We start from the raw sequence: 15,568 nt of genomic DNA, 5'->3' as shown, positions 1-15,568 counted from the left end.
AAGTCTGAAAATTATGGTGAAAATGTGTCGTTTTTTCTTTAAAATAGAGATGACAAGCCGATATTTTAAATAACTATCACATGATCCAACTGTAGAATCATTACTTGCAAATCTTACATCAATCAATAGGAAAAGGTGTGATGCCCGTGCATTTGCATTTATTCATTGGCCACTACAATGGTTTGTTGCTGCTTCTTGCAGTAGTCGTGTCTGTTTTATCCTGCTACACAGGGGTAGATATCTATTTTCAACTCTATTATAAAAAAGATTTGAAGCAGTCAATCTGGATGGGCATCGGAGCATTTGTCATCGGAATTGGTATCTGGACCACCCATTTTCTTGCAATGATGGCTATGGACTCATACGATATTTATTACTACTGGGAGTACGTGCTTTTGTCGCTGGCCGTGTCGATTACGGCTTCTTGGATTACATTATTTCTATGTATTAAAGCGGGGGATCGGGGGTTTATCAAACTTTTAGCCGGTCTTTGGACAGGTGTGGGGATTGTAAGCGTCCATTACCTTGCCATGGAAGCAGTCAATGGACAGGTATACTATTCGCCGGGCTATACGGGGGTCTCCGTTCTTTTACCGATAATTGGATGCGCCACTCTCTATTTATGGATACATAAGATGACATTATCAAAAGAGTCGCCAACATCCTTCAGATTTAAAGCAGCTGCGGGAACTCTATTGGCTATAATCGTTCTGGTCATGCATTTTACGGCGATGGCTGGAACCTCCATTGAAGCAGCCATTTTTCCAGGAATGAATGGAAGCACTGTATTCCTTTCTCTTGCCTTAGGAATCTTCACCACCCTGATATTATTCATTTTTACTTTCAGCTTCTTTATTTCTGATCGGTTTCAGATCCAGCGCGTCAAATTAGACGCAATCAAGCAAGACTTCGAATCTAGCGAAGAGCGCTACAGTCATTTGGTAAATGTAACACCAAGCGCTGTCCTCGTCATTCAACAAGAGAAAATTGTCCTGGCCAACCCTGCTGCAATTGAGGGATTAGGAGCAGAAAAAGTGGAAGATGTCCTTCACTGCCAAATCGGGCAGTTCATTCATGATGAAGACCATGATAGTTTCAGGCAATTAATGGATGAACTAAGGCTGACCGGACAGAAAACGACTAACTACCAATTTACCATCACTACTTTGGATCAGCGTGAACTATTGATCGAAGGAACGGTTACTTCAGTTGATTTTGAAGGCAAAAAAGCGTACATGGTCATCGGAAGGGATATTACGGAAAGAACAAGGCTTCAGAAAAAATTCATGGAAAATAAGCAGCGCTACAAGTCGCTGTTTGAATATAACGCCGATGCCGTCTACTCCTTGGATGAAAAAGGGGTTTTCACCAGTGTCAACAATGCCTGTGAAACGCTGTCGGGCTATACAAGAGATGAACTCCTTCAACATTCTTTCAAAGAACTGGTTTGTGAAGAAAACCTGGAAGACTGCATCAATTTGTTTAGAGGCACCATGCAAGGGAATCCTTTGGATGCGGAAGTAGCCATAATAAACAAAGATAATGAAAAAATCTACCTGCACGTGACCAGTCTCCCGATTGTGGTAGATGAAAAAATCGTTGGAGTCTATGGAATCGCAAAGGATATCACGGAGCAGAGAAAAGCATCCAAACTCATTAAGAAGCTGGCTTTTCACGATTACCTCACCGGTTTGCCCAACCGTAATATGCTAGAAACGAAAATTGAAGAGGCGATAAGGAAGAGCAGGGAGGCGAAAGGATCATTCTCGTTATTCTGCATGGATCTGGATCGTTTCAAAGTCATCAATGATACGATGGGGCATCAGGTAGGGGACAAACTTTTGAAAGAAGTGACGGAGAGGATCAAGTCTTGCCTCACAGAGAAAGACGTGATTTTCCGTCCGGGAGGCGACGAATTTATTATCCTTAAGGACTCGGGCACCCGGGATAGCTCCCTTCATCTTGCAGAGAAATTAATAGAGGAAATAACAGCTCCTTTCAAGATACAGGATTATGATATTTTTACTTCCCCGAGCATCGGAATCAGTCTGTTCCCCGAAGATGGGGATGCGTTTGAAACCTTGATGAAACATGCCGAATTTGCCATGTACCAAGTGAAGAAAGCGGGTAAAAGCACGTATCGCTTCTACTCTTCGCTTGAGAACGAAAAACGCTACAATCCTTTGAAACTTGAAATGGATCTTCATAAAGCGTTGGAGAAAAAAGAACTCATCCTTCATTACCAGCCGAAGATCAATATGAAGACAGGGAAAGTAGAAGGCGTAGAGGCATTGATTCGATGGATGCATCCGGTTCTTGATATGATTCCGCCTAATCACTTTATTCCGATTGCGGAGGAAACAGGGTTGATTCTTCCGATTGGGAAATGGACGATGATCGAAGCCTGCAGAGCCAATAAAAAATGGCATGATCAAGGATTTACCGATCTTGTTGTATCTGTCAATCTCTCTGCCAGGCAGTTCTCCCAGTTGAACATCATTCAGACGGTGAAGGAAGCCCTTGATGCATCGGGTCTGCCGGCGCAGTTCCTGGAGCTTGAAATCACGGAAAGCATGACAACGGACATTGAACGCGCGATCTTTATCCTCAAAGAGCTCAAGAAGCTTGGCATCCTGATCAGCATCGATGATTTTGGAACAGGATTCAGTTCCTTGAACTATCTGAAGGAGTTTCCGGTTGATACACTTAAAATCGATAAATCGTTCATCCACGACTTGAGGGTGAATCCGAGGAACGAAACGATTGTGAAAACGATGATTTCGATGGCGCATAACTTAAACCTGAATGTGGTCGCAGAAGGGGTTGAAACAATTGATGAATTGATGTTCCTTCAAAACAATCTTTGCGACAGCGGGCAGGGCTTCCTGTTTTCGAGGCCGTATCCCGGGGATGAGTGGGTTGCTAAAATAGAGGAAATGAAGCAGATTGTTACGGAATACGGCATTTCACAGGATGTGAATAACCGCATGTGGTACGAGGAATCTCTCCGCATGGCCCGCCAGGAACTCCAGGAAACGGTAAGGCTGCAGCAAGGGATGACATTTAAGATCAGAAAAGTGAACGGGAAATTCATACATACACTGGCAGATGGGGAATTGCTCTATAAGCTGGGTCTGACCCCGGAAAGAGTCATAGGAAAGGAATTAATCGAATTTGCCCCTGAGGAAATTGCCATCCGAAAAACCAAGTATTACGAACGTGCTTGGAATGGCGAAGAGAATGTGACCTATGAAGGTGAAATGCAAGGCGTTGCCTATTTTGCAGCCTTGAGTCCATTAAAGCGTAATGGTGAGATTAAAGAAGTCATTGCGTCATGCGTCGATATCACGCAGAAGAAGCTGTTTGAAAAAGCTTTGATCGACAGTGAGGAGAGATACCGCCTCATTGCTGAAAATATGACGGATTTAATTACCCTGGTTGATGATGAGGGAGAAATTTTCTATGCTTCCCCGTCCCATCAAAATGTTCTCGGCATTATGCCAAGTGAAATTATAGGGCAAGGTGTGCTCGATTATATCCATCCGGATGACCTTGAATCCGTGGCAGCAAGTTTTAAGGAAATTTTTCATAAAAAAACTACGGTTCAGGCTGAGTACCGTTCCTATCATGCCGATGGCCACTGGATCCTGATTGAAGCAACAGGCACCCCGATCATGGATGAAGCAGGACGAATCCGAAATGTTGTCATTGTATCCCGTGACATAACCGCAAAGCGGGAAGCGGAATTGCTCCTTTGGAAGTCAGAAAAATTATCCGTTGTCGGGGAACTGGCGGCAGGCGTAGCGCATGAGATACGAAATCCGATTACGTCCATCAAGGGCTTTGTCCAGCTTTTTCAGCGTGGCATGGTCAAGGATGAATATTTTGATGTCATTTTGGCAGAGTTCAACCGCCTGGAGGAAATCATCAAGGAGTTCCTGACACTTGCGAAGCCGCAGGCCATTGAATGGAAAGAAACGAATATGCATCAATTGATTCGGAATATGGCAGCTTTCATTGAATCTGAGGCGTTGTTAAATCAAGTCGAGATCGTCCTCATGGAAAACGCGGTAAATCCTCTTGTCATTTGTGATCAAAATCAAATCAAGCAGGTCTTTATCAATTTGGCCAAGAACAGTATGGAAGCCATGCCGAATGGAGGGGTATTAACGATTTCCACCCTTCAGGAAAGAGAAAATTTAGTGATCAGAATTCAAGACAATGGAATGGGCATCAGCCAGGAACGCATCGCTCGTCTCGGCGAGCCTTTCTACAGCAACAAAGAGAAAGGTACAGGACTTGGATTGATGGTGTCTTTCCGCATCATCAAGGAACATAAAGGGACCATCCACATTTCAAGCGAAGAGGGAAAAGGGACGATTGTAGAAATCCGGTTGCCCGTATGCGAAAACATGCCGATGATTTCCTAAAATCATCCGTCACAGCACTTGTCCTTTTCTTTTCGGTAAGCGATAAGGTAAACTGAATATACCTATATTGGTATTTAAAATCCGTTCCATTATGGGGCGGATTTTTATCATTAATATAGGCTGATTTCGTAGGCATTGTTGTTAAAATCTTAAAGCCGATTTTAACGTGAAAATACCTGTTTTGCGTGTTGAAATGGCGTATCCAGGCTCTTTTCCAGTTGAATTTTCTGCATAAATTGTAAAAGTTCTCCTGTTTCAATAGATAAAGCAGCAAACTTTGAGAAAAGAGCCTTAATATAATCTTAACATTCGTCCTCTACATTCAAATGGAATGGAGGAATGCTATTATGACGGAAGTCTCTGTATGGTTTGCATTTGGAGTTGGAATATTGTCCTTTTTTTCACCGTGTATCTTTCCGCTTATCCCTGCGTATATTTCGCATTTGACCGGCGGACAGGTTAAGGATGGAAAAGTGCAGGTGGAGAAGAAGCTCCTGTTGAATCGGTCAATTGGGTTCATCATAGGATTCAGCATCATTTTTATCATTATGGGTGCTTCAGCTACATTCCTGGGGGAGCTGTTTTCCAGAAATCGTTTATTGATTGAAGGGTTAGCCGGTTTATTGATCGTTGTTTTTGGATTGCAGATGGCAGGAGTGCTTCAATTTTCCTTCTTGATGAAAGAAAAGAAGGTGGAGGGGCCGGCTAAAATCGGTTCATCCGTCCAATCCGTATTTCTTGGAATGGCATTTGCCAGCGGCTGGTCCCCCTGCGTTGGATTGACTTTATCATCCATCCTGCTTATGGCAAGCCAATCTTCTACCGTTTTACAGGGTATGTGGCTTTTAGCGGTATATTCTTTAGGAATAGCCATTCCATTCCTGCTGCTTTCTTTTTTACTGACTAAAACGCTGAAATTAATGAAAAAGATCAGTCGTTGGATCCCATTGATGGCCAGGGTAAACGGCCTGCTCATGGTCGTGTTGGGGATACTGGTCTTCACAGGGAAAATGCAGCAAATCAGCGCATGGCTATCCGCTTTTACGACTTTTTAAACATTAACTGAAGGCAGGTGATCGCCGGAATGAATAAAAAGAATAAAACCATCTTGATCATCGAGGATGACGCAAACATCCGGAAACTCATGAATCTTTATTTGACAGATGCGGGCTATGAAGTGATGGAAGCGAAAGACGGGAAAGAAGCGAAGGTGTGCTTCCTGAAATACGACCCGTGTTTTGTCATTCTTGATTTGATGCTTCCCATTCATAGCGGGGAAGAAATTTGCCAGTGGATTCGCGAAGAGGAGCGAAGCAATATCCCGATCATTATGGTTTCGGCTAAAACGCTGGAGAAGGACCGGATCAATGGACTCCGACTGGGGGCAGATGATTATATCACCAAACCTTTCAGTCCTAGTGAATTGGTCATCAGGGTGGAAACCGTCCTGAGGAGAACAGCGGATCGCTGCCAAAAAATCAGTGTGAGCAATTTAGTGTTAAAGCCGCAAAAAGGCGAAGTGAAATATGAGGGAAAAATAATAGAATTGACTGCTTTTGAGTTTCGGATCCTGCAATTATTTATGACCCACCCCGGTCAAGTTTTTACACGTGAACACCTGCTGAACCAGCTATACAAGAGGGATGAACGAGCCGTGACGCACCGTACCATAGATGTTCATGTCAGGCACCTCCGCCAAAAAATGCAGGCATCCACTAAAAAAGAATGGATTCATACTGTAAGGGGAATGGGATATAAGTTTGAGCGGCCGTAAAAAATCCCCGCTTAATCAAATATTAACAATCCAGCTTCAGAATGAAGAAAAAGGAGTTGGACTGCGATGGAATTTACATTAACAGATAGACTTATAGGAGAGTTTCAAGCGGGGGTGCTGCAGGTTTCCCCAGATGCGGAAAAGGGCTACCGTCCATTGGAGACATTCGTCTCATCCATGGCAGGATGCAGCGGACATGTTCTGAAAAAAATCCTGGATAAAAAACGCCTTGAGTATAAGGACATTACGATTGAAGCGGCTGCCGAAAGGGACGCAGACCGCGCGAACCGCATCAGTTCACTGGAATTGACATTTACGATACATGATTTATCAAGAGAAATGACCGATAGCCAGTTTTCACAGATTTCCAAGCTGGTATTGTCCAACTGTGGAATGCTTCAGACGATTTCTGACAGTGTGGACGTGACATTATTGACAAAAGCGGGTTGATGAGTGCGAATGGAATGGTATCATATCGGGGCTTTTACGTTCCCCGCAGCATGGGGTGCCTTTGTTCTTTCAGGCGTCCTGGCTGTAGTTTTGACATATTTGATCAAGCAAGGAAAGCTGGCGGATATATATAGCAACGCGTTATTGCTGCTGCTTGCTTCCTGGAAGCTGAGCCAGCTGCTGTTCGATTTTCAAGGGACTGTTGCTAATCCAATCTCGCTGCTTTATTTTCATGGCGGGAGGAAAGGATTCATTTTTGGACTTGCTCTAACATTGCTCTATCTTTATCGTAAAATCGAAAAGGAGCGGTTCTCCACAGCAATCTTTTTCAGCATCAGTGTATTCCAGGTCATGATTTACGAATTGGCAAACCGGATTTTGAACCATCAGACCGGTCTTGGATTTTATGCATCATTAGTCGTTTATGCAGTGGCGGCCGTTTTCGTTTGGAAGAAATGGAGCAATCGAATGTGGATGTTCCAGATGTCCATTTTATTCCTTTTGCTCCAAGGAATCATTTATGCAATAGAAGGAAAGCTGGCCAGTTTTAGCATGCTCGTTTACCTCGTCTTATTTGGTATGTTTGCCGTTTTATTAAAAAAGGAGGTCAAGAAATGAATCAAAGGCTTTTTTCGATGATTGTCATGGTACTGCTGCTCATCATCGCGATTATTCTTGTCTTGAATACATATAAAGATCGGGCGAATGGTGAACCTTCTGCTCCGACAGAACAGGCTTCTTCCTCATCTGAAGCTCAATCTCAATCTTCCGGGCTTGGCAAGGGGGATGTGGCGCCAGATTTTACTTTAAAGACGCTGGACGGCAAGGAGAAAAGTTTGTCTGATTTCCGAGGGAAGAAGGTCATTTTGAATTTCTGGGCGACGTGGTGCCCGCCATGCAAAGCCGAGATTCCCCATATGGTGAAATTTTATGGTGAGAACGCAAAGTCCTCCAACGTAGAAATTGTTGCCGTGAACCTGACTGCACAGGACAAGGGCGAGGAGACAATCAGGAAATTTGTTAAGGAATATAAAATGCCGTTCCCGGTGCTGCTTGATTCTGCCGGAGATATCGGTTCCAAATACGGGGCATTTGCCATCCCGACCTCCTACATTCTTGATTCCAAAGGTGTGATCAGGGAAAAAATCGTTGGACCGATGAACGAAGAAATGATGAGTGATTTGCTAAAAAATATCGAGTAGGGTGTATAATGGTCTCATAAACTTTTAGGGGTGGATTTGACCATGGATTTTCATACAAAATCAGTACATAGCACATCCAAAGAACGCGAACCGATCAAAAGCAAAACATCTCCGATTTACCAGACGTCCGTTTTCCGTTTCGATTCCCTTGATGAATTGGAAGGTTTTTATGAAGGGAAGTCACCTTATCTTTATACACGCACAGGGAATCCGAATACAGATGAACTGGGCACAGCTGTCGCACAGCTTGAAGGAGCGCCTGCAGGGGTTGCCGCTTCATCCGGCTTGTCCGCCATTTTGGCTGGATTCCTCTCTGTCGTCCAAAGCGGGGACCACATTGTAGCGGCGGATGATGTGTACGGAGGCACCTATCATATGCTTAATCATGAATTGAAATCCATGGGTGTGGAAACGACATTTGTTGATTTCCGCCATGAAAAAGAGGTTCGCGAGGCCATCAAGCCGAATACTAAGCTATTATTCTCTGAAAGCATCTCGAATCCGTTTTTAAGGGTAGAGGATTTGGAAATGGTCGTTGCTTTAGGGAAGGAATTCGGGCTAAAGACCATGATCGACAATACATTTGCCACACCGCTCCTTCTCAAGCCATATCAGCTTGGTGTGAACCTGGTCGTCCACAGTGCGACGAAATATATCGGCGGGCACAGTGATGTGTCGGCAGGTGTGCTCACGGGGGATGAAGAATTGATCCAGAAGGCTCGCGAAAAAGTGGTCAACTACGGGATGAACCTCAGCCCATTTGAAGCATGGCTTGCCTGCAGGGGGATCAAGACCCTTGCGCTGAGGATGGAGCGCCAGTCTTCCAATGCGGAAGCTCTTGCGAATGCACTGGAAAAGCATGATGGGGTTAAAACCGTTTATTATCCGAAGGAAGTGTCTCCGGAAGGGAAAGGCGCCATCGTCACGATCGAACTTTCTGAGAAGGGAAATCATCGCACATTTTTTGATGCGCTTGATTGGATCAAAATCGTTCCATCCCTTGCCGGCGTTGAAACAACGGTTTCTTATCCGCTCGGAACGTCCCACCGTGCACTGCCGCCTGAAGCGCTTGAAAAGCTCGGGATCAATGAGCGCGTCGTCCGGATTTCCGTTGGGATCGAGGGCGCCAACGACATCATTGCTCAATTTGAAAAAGCGCTTGATGCAGCTTTGGAAGCATAAACCTTCTCATAACTCGTCCATCCCTTGCATATATTGAATTACCACGACATCGCACTTCGTTTGGTGCGGTGTTTTTATATTCAATGGCAAAGGAGGATGAACATGAATCGGAAATGGCTGGCAATATGGACGTCGTGCTGTCTGCTGATCGGAGCGGGGGGAGCTTATGGAGGATTGATGTTGGCAGGGTTTGAAAAAACGGGATCACCGGCTGTCAAAGAGGAAAAAAAAACAGAGAAGAAAGCAGGCGGCAATGACCTTACAGCAACCGCGGAATGGGGAAAACTCGAACAAGCCTATAACTTGATCCTGGACCGCTATGTTCAAAAAGTGGAGCCGGATCAGCTCATACAGGGGGCCATCACCGGAATGGTCGAAACCTTAAAGGATCCATACTCCGTTTACATGGATGCCAAAACGGCCGCACAGTTCAACGATTCCCTTTCTTCTTCATTTGAAGGAATCGGAGCGGAAATCACCATGCAGGACGGAAAAATCATGATCATGTCCCCTTTCAAAAATTCCCCTGCAGAAAAAGCGGGGTTGAAAGCGAAGGATCAAATCTTGAAGGTGAACGGTGAATCGGTCGAAGGGCTCGATTTATATGAAGCAACATTGAAGATCCGAGGGAAGAAAGGGACAGAAGTAAAATTGGAGATTGCCAGAGAAGGGGCAGCCAATCCGTTGAACATTTCCGTGAAGCGGGACGAAATTCCGGTAGAAACGGTCCATGCCAAGATGAAAAAAGAAGACGGAAAACAAATCGGTTATATCGAAATCACTTCATTTGCTGAGCATACTGCGGAGGATTTTTCTAAAGCATTGAAGGGATTGGAAGAGAAGAAAATTGATGGGTTGATTCTGGATGTCCGGGGCAATCCGGGAGGCTTTCTGTCCAGCGTCGAGGCAATCCTGAAGCAATTTGTGACCGATACGAAGCCATATGTCCAAATTGAAGAGCGCAATGGCGAGAAGCTTCGCTATTTCTCTACATTGAAAAAAAGCAAGCCTTATCCGATCGTCGTCCTGGTGGATAAAGGAAGTGCTTCCGCTGCTGAAATCCTGGCAGGCGCCTTGAAAGAAGCGGAAGGCTATACTCTGATCGGCGAAAAAACATTCGGTAAAGGAACCGTCCAGCAAGCCGTTTCCATGAAGGACGGAAGCAATATCAAACTCACGATGTATAAATGGCTGACGCCGAACGGAAACTGGATCCACCATAAAGGGATCGAGCCGAATATTACTGTGAGACAGCCTGAATACTTCTCAGCTCACCCGCTGCAAATTGAGGAGCCCCTCAAGCTTGATATGAACAGCGAACAGGTGAAAAATGCGCAGGAAATGCTGCAGGGTCTTGGGTATGGTCCGGGAAGGATTGACGGCTACTACAGCCAGCAGACTCAAAAAGCGGTCGCTGCATTCCAAATCCAGAATAAGCTGAAAGACACCGGCGTCCTGGATGAAAAAACCGCAAGACTGCTAGAAAAGAAAATCGCTGAAGCCATGCAAAAAGACGACAATGACATCCAGCTCCAGGCGGCACTCCGTATCATCACCAAATAAATCGACAAAAATCGGGTCATGTCCAGCTCAATCGCCTAGCCCCTCGAGGTCATAAGCCAAAACTCTACGGAAATCAGGATTTCCTTCGAGTTTCGTCTTATGCAGGTCGGGGCTTACAAGGCGCTTGAGCTTTTCTATGTCCCTGTCACCGCCCGATTTTTCTTTATTTCAGGCCAAACTATGGATAGGTTTATTACCGGGGATTTGGTAGAATAGATAGTAATATAATCGGAGTGTTTTACATAGCTGGTGTTAGGGATGGTGATTTTACGTTGGTGCAGGTTTGGTTGATCGAGCTTTTGAAAGGGTTCGGGAAGTTTTTTCTCAATCCTTTGTTTTATTATTCTATTATTCTTGCAGTCACTGCAGGCGTTCTCAGGGTCAAAAGGGAACGGAAGGATTTCCATGTCCGGGTCTACGATATTTTCCTCGAACTGCGTTATGTCTTTCCGCTCAGCCTGCTGATCGGTCTGATTTTCTCTATCATTTCCATCGGAACGGGCTTTTCGCTTCCGACCGCCGCGATCGTCGTGATTGGAGCCATGACGTTCCTCATGAGTCTTCCGATGGGTTTTCGTCTACTGTCGCCTGCTTACACAATCGGTCTTTCCTTTTTCCTGCTGCTTGCGGGAAGCTATTTTAACTGGTCCATTCCATTCCTTGATTTTTCAAACATGGATGGCGCCTATCTTACAGGGATTGCGATCCTTTTAGGATTCCTGCTTATTGCGGAAGGCCTTTTTGTATACCGCAACGGTGCGCACAACACGTCACCTCGGCTTCGCAAAAGTCCAAGGGGATTGACTGTCGGCGCCCATCAGGCAAGAAGGTTGTGGGTCGTCCCATTATTCTTGCTCATTCCGACAGGGGATATCACCCCGCCATTCAGCTGGTGGCCTGTCGTTCATTGGGGATCCGAGTCTTATTCGATTCTGCTCGTTCCATTCATGGTCGGATTCCAGCTTCGCATTCAAAGCACCCTTCCTGTGATCGCCATTAAACAGGTCGGAAAAAACGTTTTGTGGCTTGGGATTCTCGTCTTGGCCCTTGCGGCTGGAGCATTATGGGTGCCGATCCTGGCTGTGATTGCTGCCGCAGCAGCCTTGCTGGGAAGAGAAATCATTTCTTACCGCCATCGAATTCATGAACAGGGGCATCCGTTCTACTTCTCTCCGAAATCTACCGGATTGACTGTTCTCGGTGTGCTTCCGGGTTCTCCGGCAGCTAAAATGGCCCTTCAAATCGGTGAAACCATCCAAAAGGTCAATGGCATGGAAGTGTCGGATGAACGCGGCTTCTACCAGGCGCTGCAGCAGAATAGCGCCCACTGCAAGCTCGTCGTCATTGACGTAAACGGACAGATTCGCTTCACCCAATGTGCCTTATACGAAGGCGAGCATCATGAACTCGGGGTCTTGTTTATTGAAAAGAACCAGCGCCGGGGTGAGGAAGCAATTTAATATATTAATAATGTAGCCGAGCATGAAATCGCAATGATTCCATGTTCGGTTTTTTATATGGGGAGATTCCAATAGGTAAATTATGTTAAGGTAATATAAAGAAATAATTTTTAGAAGAAAGGTAGTTTTAAATGTTAAAGAAACGAAAATCATTCCTGGCGATGCTGGCAGTTTTAATGTTGCTCCTGGCTGCCTGCGGAAACTCATCGGAAAAATCAAATACTGAGTCTGACAATCAGCCAAAAGAAACTCAATCTGCCGAAAACACAAATCCTCCAAAGGATAGTGAGAAGAAAGATACAACCGAACAAACAGATAAAGACCCCTCCGTAAACGAGGTGAGTCTAAAAGATGACTATCTAAAAAAACTAAACGAAGCCAAAAAAGAGACGGAAGAAATGCGTAAAAACCCGCCAGACAGCAGTACATACGCATTAAAGAACATAGAAGGGAACCTGTTTGATAAATGGGACGGGTTGCTGAATGAAATTTATCAAGTCTTAATCAAACAGCTTCCTGCTGATGAGATGGATCAGGTCAGAAAAGAGCAGCGGGAATGGATCAAGTACAGGGATAAGACGGCGAAAGAGGCGTCCTTGAAATACAAAGGCGGCACGCAGGAACAATTGGAGTATGTCGCAGTCGAAAATAACCTGACAGCGGACAGATGCTTTGAATTGGTTGAGAAATATATGAAATAATCAATTCGTGATGAATGGTGCGGTGGTTGAGCGTGGTTCGGGGTGTTTGCTCCCCACTTTCGGGCTCGACCGCCGCACTTTTTGAGATAACCGCTCAACTTTCGGCTGCGACCGCCGCACTTTTTGAGATAACCCGCAACTTTCGAATGCGACCTCCGTACTTTGCGTGCCAACCCCCGAACTTTGCCCGCTAACCGCTCAACCATTCAAAATATGTAAAACAACCAGGCGGATTTACTCTGCAGAACGATTCCTCAAAACCGTGATAAATCCATCCAATTTCTGATGGCTCACCGCAAAACCCTTTCGCTTGTAAAATTCCAAGGCATCCTCATTTCCGTTCGAAACAAATATGAACAAATCTTCCACATCCTCGAATTGCTTCAGCCATTCCATCGACATGTTGAACAACTTGGACCCCACGCCATACTGACGATATTCTTCTTTAATATAGAACTGTGACAGGCAGCCGACATTTGGGCGGCTGACGGAATCCATGTCAAAGAAAACGGCAAACGAGCTGTCGTAGGCTTCTTTTGGAGAAACGTTGGAATACACGTAGCCTACGGGTTTTTCGCCGTCTTTCACCAGCACGATATAATTATGGATGGCTTTTTCAATAGAAGGGATCATCCGTGTTTCAAAATTCATGCTGTCGAACAGCTCAGGTGTGATAGTAGCTTTTGATTTTTGGAAAACCATCAGTTCATTGCACAAATCCCTGCACTTTTCCGCGTCATCTGATGATATAACTTCATAAGTCAAATTCATTATTTACCCTCCTCATACAGTGAATGTTCATATAAATCCATTCTAAAACAAACAATAAAAATTGACGAACTTAAATGGAGTGGAAGAGGCTATAGTTTCCAGTTTGAAGAAGCCATCAACCGGGAAGCAACTACCATAGACATAGGAGGGTATTATGAAAAAATTCATCACGATCATACTGATTATTGTCATTGCTGGAGCAATCCTTTCCTGGGCGATGGCGCTGAATAATAAAAAGGATAAAGAAGCAAAAGAGAAAATGACAACCTCGAGAGTTACTGCGCTTGGCGATTCCTTGACCTATGGTTTGAATGACAGGCCAGAGGGAGGATATGCGGGAGACCTTCAAAGAGTCCTTTCAAAAAAACATCAGGGAATCGTGAAAGTATCAAACTTCGGGATTCCTGATCAGCAGACAGATGGGCTCCTGCATCAATTGAAATATGGAAAGGCGCGAAAAAAGCTGAGTGACGCAGATTACATCATCATGTTCATTGGAACGAATGACTTAATCGAAAGCAACGGCGGGAACCTTTCTGAGATTCACCAAGCAAAAATCGATCAAGGCAAGAAGGACTATTTGAATAACCTGGATAACATTTTTAAGATCATCAGGGACAAAAATCCCGATGCTCCGATCCTGTTCTTAGGATTGTATAACCCATATCCGGATTCGCAAAAAATCCAAAGCGTGGTTGATGAGTGGAATGATACGAGCCGCTCCTTCACCGATAAATATCCACATGTAAAATTCATTGCCACAGATGGCATTTTGAAAGAAAAATCAGCCCAATACTTCAGTGATTCGCTGCACCCCAATAAAAAAGGCTATGACCTGATTGCGAAAAGAATCCTAAAAGAATACAGCTTCAACTAACACGCAGGCCCCTGATCAACTCAGGGGCCTCTTTCATTCGACAAAAACCGGGGCGTGCCTGTCACCTGGAGTGTTACCCATGAATCGACATAAATCGGGGGGTGACAGGCACCGTCGTGGGCACCGTCGCGGCACCAAACAGCAATAAGCACAAGTTATTTGATTTTTTTCCTTTTTTATGGTTTAGCATCACGCCTCCCGGGTATATATGTACTATAACAATTGACACGGATGACACGGAAAATCACATTAAAAAAGGAGATGCTGAAACATGTTTGATAATCAAAAGGCAGAAGCCCAGATGAAAGTAGACTTTAAAGATGTTGTTTGGATGAGTACAGGCGTGACGATCATCCTTGGTTTGATGGGAATTTTCGTAGGAATGTAACCAGCTACATATCAGTAAGACGAAAGCAGGGAGCATGCCTCTCTGTTTTTTTTTTTGCAATTTCCCTCCTTCAGATAGTATATAATGGTAAAAAAGCAACTTTTAAAGGACGGGAATTCTGTGAAAATCAAAATTATTATTGCGGATGATAATTCTTTCATTCGGGAGGGGATGAAGATCATACTTTCCACGTATGAAGAGTGTGAGATCCTTGCTACTGTTGATGACGGGAAAGAGGCCGTGGAATTTTGCCTTGCCAATGAAGTCGATGTGGCCCTGCTCGATGTCCGGATGCCGAACATGAACGGGGTGGAAGCGACAAAGCAAATCAGCGAACAGACGAAGACAAAACCTCTGATTCTTACCACATTTGATGATGACGAATACATATTGGATGCTGTGAAAAATGGCGCGAAAGGCTACCTACTGAAAAATACAGATCCAGAACGGATTCGGGATGCGATCAAAAGTGTACATAATGGAAATACCGTCATGCAGGATGTGGTGCTTGATAAAATCAGGGCAAACCTTCAGGAAGCCAAGGCTATAGAACCGGAGTCCAAGATCGATAGAAGCATGTTTACAGAGCGGGAAATAAGCATCATGGAGCAGATTGCCAAGGGGCTGTCCAACAAGGAAATCTCCAAGACTCTTTATATATCAGAGGGGACCATCGCGAACTATATTTCAACGATCCTTTCAAAGACGGGCCTCGAACACCGGACGCAGATTGCCATCTACTACTTGACGGGAAAAGGGAAGTAGACGGC

The 15,568-nt window shown here is 44.8% G+C and carries 13 protein-coding genes; 12 read left to right on the top strand and 1 reads right to left on the bottom strand.

Translation table 11 applies throughout. The features are described from left to right. Window positions 1-146 precede the first annotated feature (146 nt). From ABTV07_RS17565 to ABTV07_RS17520, 10 genes are all read left to right on the top strand, one after another. Complete coding sequence (locus tag ABTV07_RS17565) at window positions 147-4,430, top strand: EAL domain-containing protein (RefSeq protein WP_433744678.1); 4,284 nt, start codon at window positions 147-149, stop codon at window positions 4,428-4,430. Between the two features lie 347 nt (window positions 4,431-4,777). Next, window positions 4,778-5,485 carry a cytochrome c biogenesis CcdA family protein gene (locus ABTV07_RS17560; RefSeq protein WP_433744675.1) on the top strand — a complete coding sequence of 236 codons (708 nt, stop codon included), beginning with the start codon at window positions 4,778-4,780 and terminating at the stop codon, window positions 5,483-5,485. Window positions 5,486-5,514: 29 nt separating this feature from the next. Continuing rightward, entirely contained in the window at window positions 5,515-6,204 is a 690-nt protein-coding gene (locus ABTV07_RS17555) for a response regulator transcription factor (RefSeq protein ID WP_433744673.1), read from the top strand. Between the two features lie 66 nt (window positions 6,205-6,270). Beyond that, window positions 6,271-6,654, top strand: a complete 384-nt coding sequence (locus ABTV07_RS17550; protein WP_433744670.1) for an OsmC family protein — start codon at window positions 6,271-6,273, stop codon at window positions 6,652-6,654. Between the two features lie 9 nt (window positions 6,655-6,663). Then, the gene (locus ABTV07_RS17545) at window positions 6,664-7,272 is read left to right on the top strand and encodes a hypothetical protein (RefSeq protein ID WP_433744667.1); all 609 of its coding nucleotides are present in this window, start codon (window positions 6,664-6,666) and stop codon (window positions 7,270-7,272) included. Beyond that, the gene (locus ABTV07_RS17540; protein ID WP_433744664.1) at window positions 7,269-7,856 is read left to right on the top strand and encodes a peroxiredoxin family protein; all 588 of its coding nucleotides are present in this window, start codon (window positions 7,269-7,271) and stop codon (window positions 7,854-7,856) included. The genes ABTV07_RS17545 and ABTV07_RS17540 overlap by 4 nt, the downstream gene beginning before the upstream one ends. A 42-nt stretch (window positions 7,857-7,898) precedes the next feature. Continuing rightward, the gene (locus tag ABTV07_RS17535) at window positions 7,899-9,038 is read left to right on the top strand and encodes a trans-sulfuration enzyme family protein (RefSeq protein ID WP_433744662.1); all 1,140 of its coding nucleotides are present in this window, start codon (window positions 7,899-7,901) and stop codon (window positions 9,036-9,038) included. Between the two features lie 102 nt (window positions 9,039-9,140). Next, window positions 9,141-10,601, top strand: coding sequence for a S41 family peptidase (locus tag ABTV07_RS17530; RefSeq protein WP_433744659.1), 1,461 nt, complete (start codon window positions 9,141-9,143; stop codon window positions 10,599-10,601). Between the two features lie 275 nt (window positions 10,602-10,876). Then, window positions 10,877-12,061 carry a PDZ domain-containing protein gene (locus tag ABTV07_RS17525; RefSeq protein WP_433751344.1) on the top strand — a complete coding sequence of 395 codons (1,185 nt, stop codon included), beginning with the start codon at window positions 10,877-10,879 and terminating at the stop codon, window positions 12,059-12,061. Window positions 12,062-12,192: 131 nt separating this feature from the next. Continuing rightward, window positions 12,193-12,762 carry a lysozyme inhibitor LprI family protein gene (locus ABTV07_RS17520; protein WP_433744658.1) on the top strand — a complete coding sequence of 190 codons (570 nt, stop codon included), beginning with the start codon at window positions 12,193-12,195 and terminating at the stop codon, window positions 12,760-12,762. 234 nt (window positions 12,763-12,996) lie between these two features. On the opposite strand, the gene ABTV07_RS17515 is transcribed toward ABTV07_RS17520, so the two are convergent. Beyond that, window positions 12,997-13,533 carry a GNAT family N-acetyltransferase gene (locus ABTV07_RS17515; protein ID WP_433744655.1) on the bottom strand — a complete coding sequence of 179 codons (537 nt, stop codon included), beginning with the start codon at window positions 13,531-13,533 and terminating at the stop codon, window positions 12,997-12,999. Between the two features lie 154 nt (window positions 13,534-13,687). On the opposite strand from ABTV07_RS17515, the gene ABTV07_RS17510 reads away from it, so the two are divergent. Together ABTV07_RS17510 and ABTV07_RS17505 are read left to right on the top strand one after the other, a co-directional pair. Beyond that, window positions 13,688-14,410 (top strand): GDSL-type esterase/lipase family protein, encoded by a 723-nt coding sequence (locus ABTV07_RS17510; protein ID WP_433744652.1) that lies wholly within the window; start codon window positions 13,688-13,690, stop codon window positions 14,408-14,410. A gap of 472 nt (window positions 14,411-14,882) precedes the next feature. Continuing rightward, window positions 14,883-15,563 (top strand): response regulator transcription factor, encoded by a 681-nt coding sequence (locus tag ABTV07_RS17505; RefSeq protein ID WP_433744650.1) that lies wholly within the window; start codon window positions 14,883-14,885, stop codon window positions 15,561-15,563. Window positions 15,564-15,568 lie beyond the last annotated feature (5 nt).

Origin of the sequence: Falsibacillus pallidus (assembly GCF_050990905.1) — a bacterium.
GTDB lineage: Bacteria > Bacillota > Bacilli > Bacillales > DSM-25281 > Falsibacillus > Falsibacillus pallidus_A.
Note: the sequence above shows the minus strand (reverse complement) of the source record. Positions and strands in the feature narration are given on the sequence as shown.

Coding starts and splice junctions, on each gene's coding strand:
- ABTV07_RS17560 (WP_433744675.1), top strand. CDS start 4,778: ATGACGGAAGTCTCTGTATGGTTTGCATTTGGAGTTGGAATATTGTCC.
- ABTV07_RS17555 (WP_433744673.1), top strand. CDS start 5,515: ATGAATAAAAAGAATAAAACCATCTTGATCATCGAGGATGACGCAAAC.
- ABTV07_RS17550 (WP_433744670.1), top strand. CDS start 6,271: ATGGAATTTACATTAACAGATAGACTTATAGGAGAGTTTCAAGCGGGG.
- ABTV07_RS17545 (WP_433744667.1), top strand. CDS start 6,664: ATGGAATGGTATCATATCGGGGCTTTTACGTTCCCCGCAGCATGGGGT.
- ABTV07_RS17540 (WP_433744664.1), top strand. CDS start 7,269: ATGAATCAAAGGCTTTTTTCGATGATTGTCATGGTACTGCTGCTCATC.
- ABTV07_RS17535 (WP_433744662.1), top strand. CDS start 7,899: ATGGATTTTCATACAAAATCAGTACATAGCACATCCAAAGAACGCGAA.
- ABTV07_RS17530 (WP_433744659.1), top strand. CDS start 9,141: ATGAATCGGAAATGGCTGGCAATATGGACGTCGTGCTGTCTGCTGATC.
- ABTV07_RS17520 (WP_433744658.1), top strand. CDS start 12,193: ATGTTAAAGAAACGAAAATCATTCCTGGCGATGCTGGCAGTTTTAATG.
- ABTV07_RS17515 (WP_433744655.1), bottom strand. CDS start 13,533: ATGAATTTGACTTATGAAGTTATATCATCAGATGACGCGGAAAAGTGC.
- ABTV07_RS17510 (WP_433744652.1), top strand. CDS start 13,688: ATGAAAAAATTCATCACGATCATACTGATTATTGTCATTGCTGGAGCA.
- ABTV07_RS17505 (WP_433744650.1), top strand. CDS start 14,883: ATGGTAAAAAAGCAACTTTTAAAGGACGGGAATTCTGTGAAAATCAAA.